Annotated in this window: 17 protein-coding genes; all 17 read right to left on the reverse strand. The window is 40.0% G+C overall.

Features of this window, described 5'->3' with window-relative positions:
* Position 1: 1 nt before the first annotated feature.
* On the reverse strand, positions 2 to 493 hold the full coding sequence (gene lspA, locus B5F08_RS03820) for a signal peptidase II (protein ID WP_087376539.1): 492 nt from the start codon (positions 491 to 493) through the stop codon (positions 2 to 4).
* A 70-nt stretch (positions 494 to 563) separates the two neighbouring features.
* Positions 564 to 3,332 carry an isoleucine--tRNA ligase gene (ileS, locus tag B5F08_RS03825; protein ID WP_087376541.1) on the reverse strand — a complete coding sequence of 923 codons (2,769 nt, stop codon included), beginning with the start codon at positions 3,330 to 3,332 and terminating at the stop codon, positions 564 to 566.
* 115 nt (positions 3,333 to 3,447) lie between these two features.
* Positions 3,448 to 4,092 (reverse strand): DivIVA domain-containing protein, encoded by a 645-nt coding sequence (locus tag B5F08_RS03830; RefSeq protein ID WP_087376543.1) that lies wholly within the window; start codon positions 4,090 to 4,092, stop codon positions 3,448 to 3,450.
* A gap of 166 nt (positions 4,093 to 4,258) precedes the next feature.
* Positions 4,259 to 5,038 (reverse strand): YlmH family RNA-binding protein, encoded by a 780-nt coding sequence (locus B5F08_RS03835; protein ID WP_087376545.1) that lies wholly within the window; start codon positions 5,036 to 5,038, stop codon positions 4,259 to 4,261.
* Entirely contained in the window at positions 5,038 to 5,544 is a 507-nt protein-coding gene (locus tag B5F08_RS03840) for a cell division protein SepF (protein ID WP_087376547.1), read from the reverse strand. The genes B5F08_RS03835 and B5F08_RS03840 overlap by 1 nt, the downstream gene beginning before the upstream one ends.
* A gap of 23 nt (positions 5,545 to 5,567) precedes the next feature.
* Complete coding sequence (locus B5F08_RS03845) at positions 5,568 to 6,284, reverse strand: YggS family pyridoxal phosphate-dependent enzyme (RefSeq protein WP_087376549.1); 717 nt, start codon at positions 6,282 to 6,284, stop codon at positions 5,568 to 5,570.
* Positions 6,262 to 7,551 (reverse strand): HlyD family efflux transporter periplasmic adaptor subunit, encoded by a 1,290-nt coding sequence (locus B5F08_RS03850; RefSeq protein WP_087376551.1) that lies wholly within the window; start codon positions 7,549 to 7,551, stop codon positions 6,262 to 6,264. The genes B5F08_RS03845 and B5F08_RS03850 overlap by 23 nt, the downstream gene beginning before the upstream one ends.
* Positions 7,552 to 7,564: 13 nt before the next feature.
* Positions 7,565 to 8,524: a tRNA (adenosine(37)-N6)-dimethylallyltransferase MiaA gene (gene miaA, locus B5F08_RS03855; RefSeq protein ID WP_087376553.1), complete on the reverse strand. Its 960-nt coding sequence runs from the start codon at positions 8,522 to 8,524 to the stop codon at positions 7,565 to 7,567.
* A gap of 6 nt (positions 8,525 to 8,530) precedes the next feature.
* Positions 8,531 to 10,720, reverse strand: coding sequence for a DNA mismatch repair endonuclease MutL (gene mutL, locus B5F08_RS03860; protein ID WP_087376555.1), 2,190 nt, complete (start codon positions 10,718 to 10,720; stop codon positions 8,531 to 8,533).
* A gap of 20 nt (positions 10,721 to 10,740) precedes the next feature.
* Positions 10,741 to 13,356: a DNA mismatch repair protein MutS gene (mutS, locus tag B5F08_RS03865; RefSeq protein WP_087376557.1), complete on the reverse strand. Its 2,616-nt coding sequence runs from the start codon at positions 13,354 to 13,356 to the stop codon at positions 10,741 to 10,743.
* 46 nt (positions 13,357 to 13,402) lie between these two features.
* Complete coding sequence (locus tag B5F08_RS03870) at positions 13,403 to 13,810, reverse strand: YlbF family regulator (RefSeq protein WP_087376559.1); 408 nt, start codon at positions 13,808 to 13,810, stop codon at positions 13,403 to 13,405.
* A gap of 49 nt (positions 13,811 to 13,859) precedes the next feature.
* A complete protein-coding gene (miaB, locus tag B5F08_RS03875) occupies positions 13,860 to 15,266 on the reverse strand; it encodes a tRNA (N6-isopentenyl adenosine(37)-C2)-methylthiotransferase MiaB (RefSeq protein ID WP_242968255.1) in 1,407 nt (468 codons plus the stop codon).
* A gap of 120 nt (positions 15,267 to 15,386) precedes the next feature.
* Positions 15,387 to 16,022, reverse strand: coding sequence for a sporulation protein YunB (gene yunB / locus B5F08_RS03880; RefSeq protein ID WP_087376563.1), 636 nt, complete (start codon positions 16,020 to 16,022; stop codon positions 15,387 to 15,389).
* A 65-nt stretch (positions 16,023 to 16,087) separates the two neighbouring features.
* Positions 16,088 to 16,555, reverse strand: a complete 468-nt coding sequence (locus B5F08_RS03885; protein WP_087376565.1) for a CD1247 N-terminal domain-containing protein — start codon at positions 16,553 to 16,555, stop codon at positions 16,088 to 16,090.
* Between the two features lie 25 nt (positions 16,556 to 16,580).
* On the reverse strand, positions 16,581 to 17,138 hold the full coding sequence (efp, locus tag B5F08_RS03890; RefSeq protein WP_087376567.1) for an elongation factor P: 558 nt from the start codon (positions 17,136 to 17,138) through the stop codon (positions 16,581 to 16,583).
* Positions 17,139 to 17,264: 126 nt separating this feature from the next.
* Positions 17,265 to 18,353: a M24 family metallopeptidase gene (locus B5F08_RS03895; protein WP_087376569.1), complete on the reverse strand. Its 1,089-nt coding sequence runs from the start codon at positions 18,351 to 18,353 to the stop codon at positions 17,265 to 17,267.
* Positions 18,350 to 18,784: a type II 3-dehydroquinate dehydratase gene (gene aroQ, locus B5F08_RS03900; protein WP_204245155.1), complete on the reverse strand. Its 435-nt coding sequence runs from the start codon at positions 18,782 to 18,784 to the stop codon at positions 18,350 to 18,352. The genes B5F08_RS03895 and aroQ overlap by 4 nt, the downstream gene beginning before the upstream one ends.
* Positions 18,785 to 18,787: the final 3 nt, after the last annotated feature.

Here is an 18,787-nt window from a genome sequence, read left to right on the forward strand (position 1 = left end):
CTTACTTTTCAATTTTTTCTCTGTTTTCCAGTTTCTTTTCCGATTTAAAAAAGTCTGAGAAAAACAATACGTAAACTGCAAACAAAACCGCTCCGAAAACAACACAGTAGTCGGCAAAATTACAGATAGGCGGGAAAAATGAGAGTCTGAAATAATCTATAACATATCCGTAAAGAATACGGTCTATCATGTTTCCTATTCCTCCGCCGATAATCAGCGCAATGGAAATATAGTAGAGCTTTTTCTCGTTCTTATTTCTGAACAAAAGATACACCATAACCACCATTGCTATTGCGGTAAAGATAACAAATATCCATCTTGCGCCCTCAAACATACCGAAGGACATTCCTGTGTTTTCATAATATACAAGGTCTATAAGATTATCTATAACACTGACTGCACCTACAGGCTGTAAGTAAGCCACAACAAAATACTTTATAAGTTGGTCTGCCGCCACAAGCAAAGCCGCCAAACCAAGGGCTATAATTGCCAATCACAACACCTCTTTTAGCTTTTATATTATAAGAAAAGCGGTGTGTTATCCACGCCGCTTTTCACAATTATTATTTCAAAATTTCAGCACAACGTGCGCAAAGTGTAGGATGCTCACTGTTCTGACCTACAGTATCACTGTAAACCCAGCAGCGTTCGCACTTCTCACCCTCTGCCTTTTCAACAACTACATTGATTTCGTCGCTGTCGCCCTTAACAAGTTCTACCTTTGAAACAATGAATACAGCAGTAAGTTCACCGAGAACGGAATTAACAAACTCATAGTTATCACCGCCGCAGGTAAGAACGATTTTTGATTCAAGAGAGCTTTTGATAAGCTTGTTCTTAACTGCAACCTCGATTGACTTCTTAACAAGGTCACGGAGTTCGTGAATTCTGTCCCAACGAGCCATAAACTCAGCGTCAATATCAACGTCAACCTTAGCAGGCATCTCGTTAAAGAGGACACATTCCTTATCGCAGTTGCTGCCGTGTGGCATATATCTCCAGATTTCATCTGATGTATATGCAAGGATTGGGCTGATCATTCTTGTCATAGCGTCAAGGATCATATAAATTGTTGTCTGAGCAGCTCTTCTGCTTGCGCTGTCTGCTTTTTCTGTGTAAAGTCTGTCCTTCAAAACATCAAGATAGAAGTTAGACATATCAACAACGCAGAAGTTGTGAATGCTATGATATACCTGATGGAACTCATAAGCATCATAACCTGCTCTTACCTTGTCGTTAAGCTCGTTGAGCTTTGCAATAGCCCATTTATCAATCGGGTACAAGTCCTCAACATCAACCATATCTGTATCAGGGTTAAAGTCGTTAAGGTTACCCAGAATATATCTTGCAGTATTTCTAATCTTTCTGTAAGCTTCAGAAAGCTGTTTGAGGATATCCTTTGAAATACGGATATCTGCATGGTAGTCGGAAGAAGCAACCCAAAGTCTGAGTACATCTGCGCCGTACTGCTCAACAATCTCCTGTGGGTCGATACCGTTTCCGAGAGACTTACTCATCTTTCTTCCTTCACCGTCAACAACCCATCCGTGTGTAAGAACTGCCTTATAAGGAGCTGTTCCCTTTGTTGCAACGGAAGTGAGAAGTGATGACTGGAACCAGCCTCTGTACTGGTCTGCGCCCTCAAGGTACAAATCAGCAGGCCACTTGAGATAATCTCTCTGCTCCAAAACAGCAGCATGTGAAGAGCCACTGTCAAACCATACGTCCATGATATCCTGTTCTTTGTTAAAGTGTGTGCCGCCACACTTAGGACACTTTGTACCCTCAGGCAAAATCTCAGAAGCGTCATATTTAAACCAAGCGTCTGAACCTTCTTTTCTGAAAAGGTCTGCTACTGCCATCATGGCATCTCTGTCAATATAAGGCTCGCCGCAGTCCTTGCAGAAGAAGATTGGAATAGGAACACCCCATTTACGCTGACGGGAAATACACCAGTCTTTACGCTCCTTAACCATTGATGTAATTCTGTCTTTACCCCAACCAGGAATCCATTCAACCTCGTTGATAGCCTTTACAGCTTCGTCCTTAAAGTCTTCAACAGAGCAGAACCATTGGTCTGTTGCTCTGAAGAGAACAGGATTCTTACATCTCCAGCAGTGAGGATACTGGTGGATAATCTTTTTGAGAGCAAACAATGCGCCAATGCTGTCAAGATGCTGTGCAATAGGCTTATTTGCATCTCCTGTAAGCAAGCCTGCAAACTGACCTGCTTCCTCAGTGAGTCTGCCGTCAGCATCAACAGGAACTACGATCGGAATTTCAGGATAATTTTTGCATACATCATAGTCCTCAACACCATGGCCAGGAGCTGTATGAACGCAGCCTGTACCGCTTTCCAAAGTAACGTGGTCGCCCACGATTACAAGGGATTCTCTGTCGAGGAAAGGATGCTGAGCCTTCATGTATTCAAACTCAATACCCTTCATTGTGCCTACAACTTCGTAATCCTCTTTGCCGGCTTCCTTCATTGCATCAGCAGCAAGTGCTTCTGCCATAATATAGTATTCATCACCGCATTTGATGATGGAATAATCAAAATCAGGTCCAAGGCAAATTGCAACGTTACCAGGAAGTGTCCATGTGGTTGTTGTCCAAATTACAAAATAGCACTTCTCAGGTTCAATTCCCAAAGCCTTGAGCTTGCCCTGGTCATCATTAACCTTAAATTTTACGTAGATAGAGTGACATGGGTCTTCTGCGTACTCGATTTCTGCTTCTGCAAGAGCTGTCTTACAGTCAGGGCACCAGTAAACAGGCTTCAAACCCTTGTAGATGTAACCCTTGCAAGCCATCTCTGCAAAAATTTCAATCTGTTTTGCCTCAAACTCAGGAAGAAGAGTGATATAAGGATTATCCCACTCGCCTATAACGCCAAGACGTTTAAACTGATTTCTCTGGTCATCAAGATATCCCAAAGCAAACTCACGGCAAATCTTTCTTATCTCCAGCTCGGAAATTGTTGTTGAATTTTCAACGCCTGCTTTTGCTCTTGCTTTAAGCTCTGTAGGAAGTCCGTGTGTATCCCAACCCGGCACATAAGGTGACTTAAAGCCTGACATATTCTTGTATCTTACAATAATATCCTTTAATACCTTGTTAAGTGATGTTCCAAGATGGATATTGCCGTTTGCATAAGGAGGGCCGTCGTGCAAAACGAACAAAGGCTTACCCTCGTTTTTCTCCATCAGTTTTTCATAAATTTTTTCCTGCTCCCAACGCTTCAAAGTTTCCGGCTCGCTTTTTGGAAGTCCAGCTCGCATAGGAAACTCAGTCTTCGGAAGATTGAGCGTTGCATTATAATCCTGTGGCATACCAATAATCTCTCCAAACCTATTTAAATCAATTCATCGCCAAAACTGCAAAACTGCAATCCGGCTCTGTAAAATTATATATAAAATAAATATATACTAAATTCAAGTCAGAATATTACTCCTGAACCTCGTTATTGCCTTCCATTTCATTTTCAGAAGCTTCTGTGATAACCTCTCCCTCAAACTCAACCTCTGAAGGCTGAACATCTGTCAAAAGTTCTTCTGATGCAGTTTCTGCCTCTTGTTCAACAGGTGCAGTTTCTTCCTCTTTGCTGTCGTAGAGTTTTTCGTTTAACTCCTCAACGTCCTGCTGTGTAGGAAGTTCGCTTATTACCTCAATATGCTTTTTATACATAGCGAGCACTGCATCTCTCAAATCAGCAGCATCTTTCTCAAGCTTGAGCATCTCATCCTTCTTAGCAAGAACAGCTTTGTTTGCGTCCATAACCATAAGCTGAGCACGTGCCTCGGCGTCTTTAATAATTCCTTCTGCTTTTTCATTTGCGTCTTTAATTGTCTCATCAGAAATTCTCTGAGAAGATATAAGAGCATTTCTTACAATCTCTTCGTCAGCACGATATTTTTCAATTCTGTTTGCAAGAATATCCATTTTTCTGATAAGGTCGGACTTTTCTCTTTTCATCTGTTCAAAAGTTGCAACTACATCGTCAATGAAGCTGTCAACATCATCGGGATGATAGCCGCCGCCTCTGTTTGCTTTTCTAAAGCTTATATTCTTGATTTCATCAATAGTAAGCATCTAAACGCACTCCTGTCGTAATTTTATTTTATGTCACAACAAAGTCAACACTATTAGTAATCTGAAAAAGGCTGTGTGCTGTCACAACCTTTATTGTAAATATATCTGATACTATTGTCTTATAATATCATATTCCGAAAAGAAAATCAAACATAAATAAGCAATTTTAAGAGTATTTTTTTACTGAAATCTTAATTCTTCCTTTTTTTGTATTGCCATTTAAGGAATCAATTATAAATTTACCCTTTTTTCTTACAGTGATTGTATCTCCGCATTTAACCAAAACATCCTGCTTTGAAACTTCACTGCTGTTTATAAACACATTTTTTGAAAAAATAAGTGACGAAGACTTGTCACGGCTTAAACCGGTCAAAGCAGAAACCATACAGTCAAGACGCATTGAGCTGACTGTTATGTCAATGTCGATAAATTTGTTCCCTGCCGATATAACCGGCGGAATAATTTTACTTATTTTAACACCGACTCTGCCCACCTTATCAATGTTCAGCGAGATATAATCGGCCATATCGTCCTTAACAAAAACAACTGCTCTGCCTTCCGTGACAACTATGTCCCCTATACAATTTCTTTTTATTCCCTGAGCCATAAGCGCACCGAGAAAATCTCTGTGACTAAGCTCAAATTCCTTTTTATATTCAAAAGTAAGGGGAATTATGGGAAAATCATCTGTACAATCTGAAGGTTCTATGTAATCAGGCAGCACCGCAAAAATTTTTCTTTCCGCCTGCTCATAGCCTCCAAAAAGCACAAAACGAGAAAAAGCATTGCTGTCTGCCGTTTTTACGGCAACATGAATCTCATGCAGATTCAGAAAATCCGAAAAACATGGACAACAACGCTTTTCCGATAATGATATTAAATCACATATTTTTGCTGATAGGATAGAATCCTCATCAGAAAAAGCATCACCTTTTAATTTTTTCATCAAAGATACAAGCCGTTATTCTCAAGTTCGTCGAGGAGGTCATCACCTGTAAGCTCAACATTGTTAGGAATAATGATATATGTATTTGCGGCAACCTTCTTTATCTGTCCGCCCTTAGCATAAGCAACACCGCTGAGGAAGTCGATAATTCTTCTTGCCATATCCTTGTTTGTATTTTCAAGGTTAAGAACAACTGTGTGAAGCTTAATAAGCTCGTCCGCAATAGTTCTTGTCTCTTCACCAAATCTCTCAGGCTTAAAGAGAACAACCTGAAGCTTTGCTGTTGCGCTGAAATTAACCACTTTATTTCCTCCGTTCATAGAATTGTTAAAGTTTCTTCTCTGATAAGAGTCTCTCTGAGGCTGTCTTTCAACAGGCTCTTCTTCCTCATACTCATCCTCTATGTCTTCTTCGTCCTCGTCGTATTCGTTCATATCATCTTCGTACTCGTAATCTTCTTCGTTATCTCCCCAAAGATTCTTTATCTTATTTACTAACCCTGCCATAGAAATTTCCTCCAATGAAATGTTTATTGTTTGTACAGGCGTGGACCAAAGAGAGCAGAACCGACTCTAATCATAGTCGCACCCTCCAAAATAGCCTCACGGTAATCTGCCGACATACCCATCGACAAAATGTCCATACTTATATTATCTATTTTTTTCGACGATATGTCAATAAAAATATTGTGCATATTCTCGAAATATTTTCTGATTTTCTGTGTATTATCACAAATTGGCGGAATTGTCATCAATCCTTTAACATTTATGCCCTCAAAATTAGAAATATTATTTAATAATTCTTCCAGCATTTCAGGCATAACACCGGATTTATTTTCTTCCTTTCCAATATTTACCTCTACCAAAACATCACAAACCAAGCCGTGCTTAATTGCCTGATTGGATACTTCCTGTGCCAATTTTACAGAATCTACCGACTGAATAAGATCGACTTTATCAATTATCTGTCGCACCTTATTGGTCTGAAGATGTCCTATAAACTGCAATGAACACTTCTCGAGATTGTAATAATCGTATTTTGACAAAAGCTCCTGAACTTTATTTTCACCTATGTGGTCAAGACCAAGTGAAATTGCGTGATTTATAACTTCAGGACTTACAGTTTTTGTGGCTGCAAGAAAGGTTATATCGTCGCCGCTTTTTCCAACAGATGCAGCTGTATTCCATATATTTTCCTGAATAGTTTTAAAATTATATTCCACATCAGTCAATAATTTTTCCGTCATATAGATTACCTCCGCTCACAACAATTTGGTCGTACAGTTCTACTGTTTTACCATTATATAAAACACCTTCTTCAGGTGATGGATCACAAATAACAAAATCGTTGCCTGCATACAAAATTGAAACCTGCTTAAATATAAGCTTGCTTCCGTATTTTACGTAAACACCCTGAACGAGTTTCTGCTCTTCAACGGTGTTTCCGCTTTCATCCTCGTAGGTATAGGTTACATAGTCGTTGTGAAGAGCATCTTTGCTGACTCTGATACCCTCATATGTTTTCAAGCCGATTTGCACTGTTTCAGATCTTATTTTTGAAAGGTCTGAATCCATATAGGAGCACTGCAATATTACAACTCCGTCAGAATCCTCTGTTTCCTGGTTTACCTTTATAACTTTTGCAGGTATATCTTCGGAAAAAGCATAAGGCATCTTGATTGTAACATTTGTTGAACCGTTTGAAAGACTGAACGCCTGGTCAGCAGTAACAGGACATACAACATACCAGTTTAAGCTGTGTATTACCTTTCCGATTGCAGAATCAGGTACATTTGCAGCTGTTACAACATTATTATAGTCATCAAGCGTCACATTTTCAATGTCGTCATAGCTCAAAATATTTTCATATCCATCGCAGGTTGAAACAAAATAACCTGCATATTCGCTGGTAATAGTATAAAGACTGTCCGCCGTTTCAGCCTCAAGCCTTTCTTTTTCCTGCTTCAATTCCTCAATTTCAGAATCAAAGTTTTCAACCTTGCCTGTGAGAATAAGCTTCTGATTTATAAGGTACATAAGTTCAGATACGTTTGTATCCATAGATTTAAAGCTGTTATTATTTAAATCCTCTTGAAACTGTATCAATCGTGAGTCAAGCTGGTTATTTACAGAGTCAAGTCCTATCTGAACATTTACGTTTGTCTGATTCAATCTTTCAAAATTTTCTATTTGTGCGTCCAGTTCTCTGATTTTTTTATGGTTTAGCGCATCTTTTTCTGTTTGAAAGACACTTCCTACCACACCGTTATAACTTATTTTTTCACCGTCATCCACATCGTATGCTACAATTCCCTCTCTATTTGAAAGAATATAGTTTTCATTTCTAACAACATAACCGGTGGTATCGATATAATCTGTCACTTCAATGGAAACTGCGTCCTCTGTCTGAATAGCACTGGCAGATTTTACAATATATGTAACTATAGCAACCGCCACAAGAAGAATAATTCCTCCTGTGACCAGCATACCTTTTTTCTTTTCAGTTCTTTTCACAGAAATTACTCCTTTACTTTTTTACAAGTCCCGCAGAACCGCAGATGTCTGCCGCTTTTTGGAAAACATCTTCAAAATTTCTGCACTCATCAGTAAGTATCCAATTTATATCCTTGTCCCTTCCAAACCAGGTGAGCTGTCTTTTAGCATAACGCCTTGTTTCCTGTTTAAGATGTTCAATACATTCCTCAAGGTTTTTCTCACCGTTGAAATACGGAGCCAATTCTTTATAGCCTATAGCCATAACCGCAGTTGCACCGAGAGGTTTTTTAAGCACCTCTCTGGCTTCTTCCAATAATCCCCGCTCCATCATCAGGTCTACTCTGAGATTTATTCTGTTGTAAAGATTTTGCCTGTCTGCACATTTAAGACCGATTTTAACGGTATCGTAAGGCAGTTCTTCAGGCAGAGAGTTTTTAATTTGTTCTGACATTGTAACTCCGGAGGTTTCGTATATCTCCAAAGCTCTTATAACTCTTTTGGGATTTCTCTCAACTTTAAGCTTTTCATAGCTTTCAAAATCAATTTCTTTCAGTCTTTCCAAAAGAGGCTCAATTCCAAATTCTTTGTATTCCTCGTTTAGTTTTTCCCTAAGCTTAGGGTCAAATTTTTCTTCGGTGAATTTTACACCTTTTAAAAGAGAATCTATGTAAAGGCCTGTTCCTCCGCAGATAATCGGAAGCTTACCTCTTTTATGAACATCCTCTATAATTTTTCCCGCCTGCTCCACATAATCGGCGACGGAAAAAATTTCAGACGGCGGCAAAAAATCCATAAGATGATGAACAACGCCGTCTTTTTCCTCTTCATCCGGTTTTGCCGTAGCTATGCTCATTTCCTTGTAAATCTGCATTGAGTCAGCAGATATAACCTCTCCGTCCAAGGCTTTTGCCAAAGCCACGGCAAGAGCTGTTTTTCCGGAAGCGGTTGGGCCAACAACGGTCAAAACTTTGATTTTATCTTTATCAGACATCGGTAATCACACCCTGCCAAATTGTTTTTCTATCTCTCTTCTTGATATTGAAACCACAATAGGTCTGCCATGTGGGCAGTATCTGAGCTGTGGATTTTCGTGGAGAATTTTTACAATCTCCATAAGTTCTGCACTTGAATTAAGGTTTCCGCCTTTTACTGCGGCACGGCAAGCCACATTGTGATAAATCCAATCCATATGCTCTGTGGTAATATCTTTTTTATTTTTTGCGATGTATCCCGCCATTTCAATAACGGAATCGTGTATATCCTTTTCGTCAAGATACTGGGGAGCGCTTCGCACAATCAGTGTTCCGAAACCGAAATCCTCTACATCAAATCCCGCTTCCTTAAACACATCAAGATGAGCTATACTGCTGTCGTAATCCATTTTGTCAAGCAAAACCCTTACAGGATCCAAAAGCATTTGAGAAAAACCTTTTCCCTTTTCTTTTTTAAGTTTTTCATAAAGAATTCTCTCATGAGCCGCATGTTTGTCAATAAGCAGCATCTCTTTTTTCTCGTTTTCAAGGATAATATATGTATTAAAAAGTTCTCCTATAAAACGAGGCAATACTGTTTGCTCATCCTTTTCCAAAAGATTTTCACCTGTAAAGTTTTCTTCTTTCGGCTTTTGCACTGTTTCTGAGGTAACATCATTATCTTTGAAAACCTCTTTATTTAGCTTTGCATAAACATGAGCATTTTCATTTATTCCTGCTGAATCATTTAAGTCACGCTGGTTTTTATTTGAGGAAAAGTTTCCGTGGTCCTTAAAGTTTGTTATAATCTTTTCCTTTAAAGCCTTTATATATTCATCCGACGGGGTAACTTTTTTAATTGAGTCGCCATCATTTTCAGAAAGAGATTTCTTATCCTCTTTCTTTTCTTCTTTCTCCTCAAAAGTAATAGAAATGTCCTCTTCTGTTTTGTTTTTAAATATATCAGAGCTATTATACTCTGATGTTTTTTCTGCTTCTTTAAAGGGTTTTTCTTCAAGACTCAACGGCTTAATATTTTCCGAAACAATGTCAAGTTCAGAAATCGGGTCTGTTTTTTCTTCAGCCTTTGGAGGTTCATTTTTTTCTGCTTCTTCCAAATCACGCTTTTTAAATATCATCTGCGCCATCTCAAAAGGATTTACCTTTGGAGTCTGAGGTTCAAACGAATTTTTTTGTGAAGAATTTATCACAGCTGATTTATTTGTATCCTCTTTCAGCAATGCAGATTTTACACCATGATAAACAGCATCAAAAACAGGCTTTTCATTTACAAAACGAACCTCTATTTTTGCCGGATGTACATTGACATCCACCATGCTGAAATCAAGCTGAATATTTAAAACACAGGCAGGAAATTTCCCCACCATTACAGAACCCTTGCAGGCCTCTTCCAAAGCCACAACTCCGGTTTTCGTTTTGACGTAACGTCCGTTGATGAAAAAATTCTGCATGTTTCTGTTGGGACGGGCGTTGACCGGTCTTGAAATAAATCCGTAAACACGTACATTATCAAGGGTGTAATCCACCGGCATCAAAGTGTTTACAAACTCTCTTCCGAAAACCGAATATATGGCGGAACGCAGTTTTCCGTCACCTGTAGTTTTTAAAGCTACTTTTCCGTCCTTAATATAAGTAAATGCAATCTCAGGATGAGCTAAGGCAAGCCTGTCCATAACCGCCGAAACCGCATTGCCCTCTGAAACATCCTTTTTTAGAAATTTCATTCTTGCAGGAACATTGAAGAAAAGTTCACGGACAATAAAGGTTGTACCAACAGGACAACCAACATCCTCAAACAAGACTTCCTCTCCTCCCCTAACCCTGTAGGAGGTTCCCACAAAGTCTTCCGGACACCTGGTTATAAGGGTAAGGTCGGAAACGGCTGAAATAGACGCCAGAGCCTCTCCTCGAAATCCCAAAGTGCCTATTTTATCAAGGTCGCTTTGGTCTTTTATTTTACTGGTTGCATGGCGCAGAAATGCTTTTTTTACATCGTCACGCATAATTCCGCTGCCGTTGTCTGCAACCCTCATAAATGACACGCCGCCGTTTTTTATTTCAACAGTTATAGCGGTTGAGCCGGCGTCAATAGAGTTTTCCACCATTTCTTTTATTGCCGATGCCGGTCTTTCAACAACCTCACCTGCGGCAATAAGCTCCGCCATATGTTTATCTAAAACATTTATTCTTCCCAAACGTGTCACCACCTTTTTTATTATTCTATAAGCTGTTTAAGCTCGTATATCACATTCAACGCTTCAATAGGCGTTAAAGTATTTACATCAATTTCTTTTAATCTCTCTTCCACCTTAGAAGGTGCGCTTTCAGTCAGCAAAAACGGTGAGGCAAATTCACTTGCCTGCTGTTTCGAGCTTTTTTTCTGTTCAGGAACATCCGGCTTTTTGCCGCTTTCCAGCTCAGAGAGTATTTTATTTGCTCTTTTTATAATCCAGTCGGGAACTCCTGCAAGCTTTGCAACTGCTACGCCGTAGCTGTCGTCGGCTCCTCCGGGAATTATTCTTCTCAGGAAGGTTATGTCGTCCCCTCGTCTTTTTACGGCAATGTTATAGTTTTTAACACCGTCAAGCAAATCCTCAAGGACTGTAAGCTCATGGTAGTGTGTAGCAAAAAGGGCTTTCGCTCCCAATTTCTTTTTATCAACCACATATTCCAAAACAGCTCTTGCAATGCTCATTCCGTCAAAAGTGGATGTACCTCTGCCTATCTCATCCAAAATAAGTAAGCTCTTTGAAGTGGAGTTCATCACAATGTTTGCCACTTCGCTCATCTCAACCATAAAGGTTGACTGACCTGCCGCCAAGTCGTCTGATGCGCCAACACGTGTGAAAACGCTGTCCACTATTCCCACATGAGCGTATGATGCAGGGACAAAGCTTCCCATCTGAGCCATTATAACAATAAGGGCAGTCTGGCGCATGTATGTGGATTTACCTGCCATATTAGGGCCGGTAATTATAGCCACACGGCAGTTGTCGTTATCCAGATTTACATCGTTAGGAACAAAGGGTTCATTCTTTAAAATAGCTTCAACAACAGGATGACGGCTGTCCTTGAGCTTTATAACGCCGTCGAGGCTTATTTCAGGGCGCACATATCTGTTGTCAACAGCCACATTTGCAAGGGAAACCAAAACATCCAGAACCGCTATTGTAGTTGCTGTTTTCTGAATTCTATCAAGGTTTTCAGCCACCTGTTTTCTTATACCGTCCAAAAGTTCATATTCAAGGGCCACTGAACGGTCTTTTGCGCCTAAAATTCTGCTTTCCAGAAGTTTAAGGTCATCGGTAATATAGCGTTCGCAGTTGGTAAGGGTCTGCTTTCTTATGTAATTATCAGGAACTAAATCCTTTGAGGAATTTAAAATTTCAATATAATAACCGAATACTTTGTTATAGCCTATTTTAAGTTTTGGTATTCCTGTCTTTTCTTTTTCTCTTGTTTCGATATCAGCCAAAAGCTGTGAAGAATTGGTCATATCTCCACGCAGAACATCCAGTTCTTTATTAAATCCCTCTTTAATTATATTTCCCTCTCTCACAGAGAAAGGCGGGTCTACCGCAATAGAATTATCTATAAGTGTAAAGATATCCTCCAAAACATCAAGTCCGGAATAAATCTCAGAGAGTTTGCTGGACTCACTGTCCTGAAGATAACATTTAACAGAGGGAAGCACCTCCAAAGTGGAAGCAAGAGAACGCAGGTCACGTCCGTTTGCTGAACCATACACTATTTTAGTAAGCAGTCTTTCCATATCGGAAATTCCCGATAAAAGATGTGCAAGCTCCATTCTCTTTTCCGTGTCCCCTGCAAGCTCTTCAACTGCGCTTTGTCTGTTGATTATCTCACAGATATTCATAAGAGGCTTTTCAATCCAGCTTCTGATAAGCCGCTTGCCCATAGGGGTTTTTGTCTTATCCAGCACCCAGAGAAGAGAACCCTTTTTCTCATTGCCTCTCATGGTTTGTGTAAGCTCAAGATTTCGGCAGGTGTTGTAATCAAGCCTCAAATACTGACTGTCAGTAAAAATCTTGATTTTATTTATTCTTTCAAGTCCCACCATCTGAGTTACTGAAAGGTATTCCAAAAGTCCGCCCAAGGCTTTTATAACCAAAGGCATTTGTGAAATTTTCTGAAACTCATCCGTTGGGAATTGGTTTTCAAGCTCATTACGGCACTTATTCTCATCGTATTTTTCATCTTCAAACATTTCCACAGAAGCGGAAAGCTTTTCAGAGATAAATGTATCCAGCTTTTTGATGTTTATTACATCTCCGCCGATAAGAATTTCTCTGGGAGAAAATGCCGTAAGCTGATTTTTAACAAGCTCACCTGTTGCTGTGCTGTCGCTTACCACAGTCACCAAAAGCTCGCCTGTTGAAATATCGCAAAAACACATTCCCGTATCATTGCCAAGGCCGTAAAGAGAAGCTATATAATTGTTTTTTCCCTCGTCCAGCATACTGCTTTCAAGCACTGTGCCGGGAGTTACAATTCTTATAATCTCTCTTTTTACAAGACCTTTTGCCTTTGCAGGGTCCTCGGTTTGCTCGCATATGGCAACCTTGTAGCCCTTTGCCACAAGCTTTGCAAGATATCCCTCATAGCTGTGAAAAGGTATTCCGCACATAGGCGCACGTTCTGGCAAACCGCAGTCTTTTCCTGTCAAAGTGAGATTAAGCTCACGGGAAGCTATTTTTGCATCGTCAAAAAACATTTCATAAAAATCTCCCAAGCGGAAGAATAAAATGCTGTCTTTATTTTTTTCTTTTATTTCGCAGTACTGCTGCATCATTGGCGATAAATCAGCCATTTACATACTTCCTTTCCTTATTTTAGGGAGATAAAAAAAGTTTTTATCAGCCGCATCCGCCGCATGTTGAGCAGCTGCCTGAGCAGCTTGACTGTGAGTAGTCAGCAGTTTCCGGGTCTGCGCCCTCAGCACACTGAGTAATGATAGCAGTAACTCTCTGCATAATAGCGTCAAACTCATTTTTTGCCTCATTGTAGGCTGTCATGTTTTCATTTTTCATAATGTCAGCGTAAACATGACGCATTTCAGCGTTGAGCTCCTTGAGCTTCTCATCGCTTCTGTCCTCTTTGGAAGCCTCGTTGTTGATAGCCATTCTCTTGAGGTTAAACTCTCCGATAAGTCTCTGAAGGTCGATATCTGCGTCTGCCTTTTTCTGAGCGTCCATAAGCTTTTTAAAGCTTTCCTCCTGCTGGAGTGCTCTTCCCAAATCTCTTGTCATTTCAATAATATCCATTTTAATTTTCCTCCGTTTTATATTATCAATGTATTTTTCTAATTTATTATCAAAGAAGCTTTCCTCTGAGTATCCAGTTTCGGGCTTCTGTGATTTCTGCATTTTGGAATGTTCCGATAGTGTTTTTATCTCCCGGAAGCTCTACAACGATGTTGCCTGAGGTTCTTCCTGCAAGCATACCGTCTTTTCCGGTTTCTCCCTCTATCAAAATTCTCTGAGTTGTTCCTACCATAGCAGCGCATCTCTTTGCGGCGATTTCTTCCTGAACCGCCAAAAGCTCGGAAAACCACTTTGATTTTTCCTCATAAGGTATCGGGTCATCCATTTTTGCCGCCGGTGTTCCAACTCTCGGAGAGTAGATAAAGGTAAACAATGATGTAAACTCTACCTTTCTGATAAGCTCCAAGGTCTGTTTGAAATCCTCATAGGTTTCACCCGGGAATCCTACAATTATATCGCTGGTAAGTGAAACATCCGGTATTTTGCTTTTTGCATAATCTATAATACTCAAGTATTTTTCCACATTATAGCGTCTGTTCATAAGCTTTAAAATTCTGTCGCTTCCTGACTGGAAAGGCAGATGCAGATGCTTGCTTATATGTTTGCCTGAAGCCATTGTGTCGATAAGTTCCTTTGTGCAGTCCTTTGGATGTGAGGTCATAAATCTTAAAAGATAATCGCCCTCGATATCGTCAATCTTTTTCAAAAGCTCTGCAAAGGTGATTTTCTCTTCAAGACCTTTTCCGTAGGAATTTACGTTTTGACCCAGCAATGTTATATCCTTATAGCCTGCGTCAATCATGTTTTTTGCTTCCTGAAGAATTACCGAGCTTTCACGGCTTCTCTCTCTTCCACGCACATAAGGCACTATGCAGTATGTGCAGAAGTTATCACAGCCATACATGATAGGAAGCCAGCCTTTAAAGCTTCCGTCACGTCTTACAGGTATTCCCTCATGCACCAAAAGGTCGTCGTTATCTCTTTCAAAGACTCTCTTTCCGTCAACAAGTGACTTATACAGAAGCTGCGGAAAAATATGCATACAGTGTGTTCCGAATACAAGACCAACAAAAGGAAAGCTCTTATAAATCTTGTTTGCCACATGCTCCTGCTCCATCATGCAGCCGCACAAAGCGATAAGCACTGACGGATGCTTTCTTTTAAGTGACTTTAAAGCTCCCACATTTCCGAAAACTCTGTCCTCGGCATGCTCTCTTACGGCGCAGGTGTTAAAAAGAATAAAATCTGCATTGTTTGGGTTATCTGTAAACTCATAACCGCACATGGAGAGCATTCCCTTTATCTTCTCGCTGTCTGCAACATTCTGCTGACAACCGTAGGTTCTGATATAAGCAAGAGGCACTTCTCCCCTTTTTCTTATCTCCATAATCTCTGCGATGAGTTTTATATAATCGTTTTGAATTTCCGGTGAATTGTTTAAATTGTCGTTAAGCAACGGACAAAATCCCCCATTCTCTTGTAGTATCATGTTATTCTACCACAAAATACGCTTTTTTTCAAGTAAATAAGGTTATGAGATTGCTTAAAAACAAAATATTCAGATAACCGTCAATTTTTATATACCATAATATCTGCTGTACTGGGGAACCTCTCCTCCGATAACCGTCTGAGATATTATATAATTGGTTGTTACCTCTATTTCCTCTTCATATCCGTACGCCGCAAGTATCACCGTTCCGGTAACAGTAAGCTCCACCTGATGGAGTGTCTGATTTATTTCTGCGCTTTCAAAGCTGTCTGTAATTTGAGCCTCAAAGCTGCCTGTTAAAAAATAAGTGAATGCTATATCTGGACCAACCTCTGTAAGAAGTGTAAGCCCTGAAAAAGCTCCTATTGGTATACTTATGTTTTCCGTATGTATTTTTTCAAGAGATGCTGAAATTTCACTTTCCAAATCGCTTTTAAATTTGTTCACAGAATCAGCGTCGGTATTTACGGCGGTTACCGTTCCGTCACCGTTTGTGGAAATATTTACAAAATCTTCATTCGGAGACTCCTCAAGGGTTTTTGTAACTGCGTCTGAGATACATTTCTGAACAACAACTTTCCCCTTGGTTCTTATAAAGTTATCCTGTATCGGCTTTACCTGATATTCAAACACTGCCGCCAGCGCCACACAAAGTACAAAAAAGAAAATCAGATATTTTTTAAAAATTTTCCTTTTCTTCCTTTTAGTTTTTTTATAAAGCATAAAAAACACCTCCCGCTATTATACACGGAAGGTGTTTATTTTGTTACTTGTGACCGGAAATTAAATTACTCTTCCTCGCCTTTAGCGCACTCGTCGCAGTCGCACTCCTCGTCCTCAAGCTCTGAGAAATCAAACTCGAGAGTTTCGCCGCACTTAGGGCAGTTGATCTCGCCGCAGAGAAGAACATCCTCAGAAACGCTGATTGTCTCGCCGCAGGTTGGGCATGTTACATCATAGTAAACATCCTCTTCCTCGTCGTCACCGCCGCAGCAGCCGCAGTCACAATCGTCGTCGCACTCGTCCTCATCATAATCCTCATAGAAATCATCCTCAAGGTATGAGAGATCTTCGTCAACAGCATCAATCTGCTCTGAAAGTTCATCATAGAGGTCTTCCATCTGAGTTACTGTGAAAGACATATCGTCCAAAAGCTCAATAATAGCATTGAGAACCTTTACCTCGTCCTTTGACTGGTCAAGATTAAGTCCTTCTGCCAAACCTCTGATGTAAGCAATTTTTTCGTTCAAGTTCATAGTAAAATCTCCTTAAATCTGTGCATTATGCACGGCCCATGTACTCGCCTGTTCTTGTATCGATCTGAATCATTTCGCCCTCATCGATGAAGAGAGGAACCTTGATTTCAGCGCCTGTCTCAAGAGTTGCAGGCTTTGTTGCATTTGTAGCTGTGTCGCCCTTAAATCCAGGGTCTGTCTTTGTTACCATAAGCTCAACAAAGTTTGGTGGCTCTACGCCGAAAACATTGCCCTTGTAAGAAAGGATCTTGCAAACCATGTTCTCTTTTACAAACTTAAAGTTGTCGCCGAGAATGGATTTATTTATCGGGATCTGCTCCCATGTCTCTGTATCCATGAAATAGTAGAGGTCGCCGTCTTCGTAGCTGTACTCCATATCTCTTCTCTCGATATAAGCTGTTGGATATTTATCATTTGGGTTGAAAGTTTTTTCAACAACAGCGCCTGTGATTACATTTCTGATTTTTGTTCTTACGAAAGCAGCACCCTTACCTGGCTTAACATGCTGAAATTCGATAATAGAAACAACCTGTCCATCCATTTCAAATGTAACGCCGTTTCTGAAATCTCCTGCAGATATCATAAGTTAATTCCTCCTATTTATTCCTCCGCCGCATCTTTTTGCGCCAAACAAAAAAATTTGTCGGTACTCAACAATTATATTATACATAAAAGCGACATAAAAATCAATGACTTTTTGCAATAAAAATCAGATTACAATCAAGTCCTTGGTAAAAGAAGCAAAATTTTTGTATCCTCCGTGTTCTACAAGAACCATATCTTCGATTCTTACGCCGAATTCTCCCGGAATATAAATTCCCGGCTCATCGGTTATCACCATTCCCGGACTTAAAAGCTTTGTGCTTCTCGGAGAAACTGTGGGAGCTTCATGAATTTCAAGTCCCACTCCGTGGCCAACTGCATGTCCGAAATAATCTCCGTAACCGGCATCCTTTATTATATCTCTTGCAGCTGCGTCCACCTGATTGGCAAAAACCGAATCCTTAATAGTGTCCAAAGCGGCTTTCTGAGCTTTCAATACGATATCGTAAACCTGCCTTTGCTTTTCATTTATGTGACCGATACCGAAAGTTCTCGTCATGTCACTGTGGTAACCCTCATAGACCGCACCGATATCAAAGGTAAAGAAGTCGCCGTCTTTTACAACTCTGTCTCCCGGTACGCCGTGAGGCAAAGATGTATTTTCACCGGTGATTGTAATAAGGTCAAAAGAAACGTCCTCTGCTCCGTAAAGCTTCATAAGATACTCAAGCCTTACCGCTATACTTCTTTCAGTAACTCCGGGCTTTAAATCGTTTAAAACCTCTGTAAGAGCTTTTTCCGTAATATTCTGAGCGGTCTGCATTTTTTCAATTTCATCGGGAGTTTTGATCATGCGGTTGTTGGCAATCGCCATATCAAAACCGCCGTCACATTCGAGCTTTATGGAATGACGTTTTGTGAAAAGCTCTGTAAATCTGTTGTATTGAAGTACATTTGTTTCTCTAGCCTCAAGGCTTAATAAAGTTACTCCGTTTTCAACACAGGCCTTGCATATGTCCTTTTCACGCTCAACAGAATTTATAACCTGAGCGGAAGAAACTATTTTTTCTGCGGCTTCAGCATATCTGAAGTCCACAAAAAGATAGGCTTTTTTCTCAGTGATAAGCAAAGAGCCCTCGCTGTGGCGCATTCCGGTAAAGTAGTAGATATTTTCATCCTTGGTAAAAAGCATAGCTTCATTTGGAGCAAAGATGTAATATCTCATTTTCCTTATTCTTTCGCTGTAAATACTCATACCATCAATTCCTTTAATGCCTCAAGTCCCAGAAAATATACATGCTTTCCGAATCCTGCAATCTGTCCCACACAAACAGGAGCTATTACAGAGTGATGACGAAACTCTTCCCTTTTGTGGATATTTGACATATGAACCTCTACAAAAGGAATATTAACAGAAGCTATAGCGTCCCTCAAAGCATAACTGTAATGGGTCAAAGCGCCTGCATTTATAACAACGCCTTCGTAAACTCCCAAAGCAGAATGTATTTTGTCAATTAAATCTCCTTCGTGATTAGACTGGAAAATATCACATTCAAAGTCTAAAGACTTTGCTTTTTCCAAAATCTGCTGATTTATGCTTTCGGCGGTTTCTGTTCCATAAACGCCTTTTTCTCTCACTCCAACCATATTCAGGTTCGGACCTAAAATTACAAGTACTTTTTTCATTAT

Origin of the sequence: Anaeromassilibacillus sp. An172, from assembly GCF_002160515.1 — a bacterium.
In the GTDB taxonomy this organism is placed as follows: domain Bacteria; phylum Bacillota; class Clostridia; order Oscillospirales; family Acutalibacteraceae; genus Limousia; species Limousia pullorum.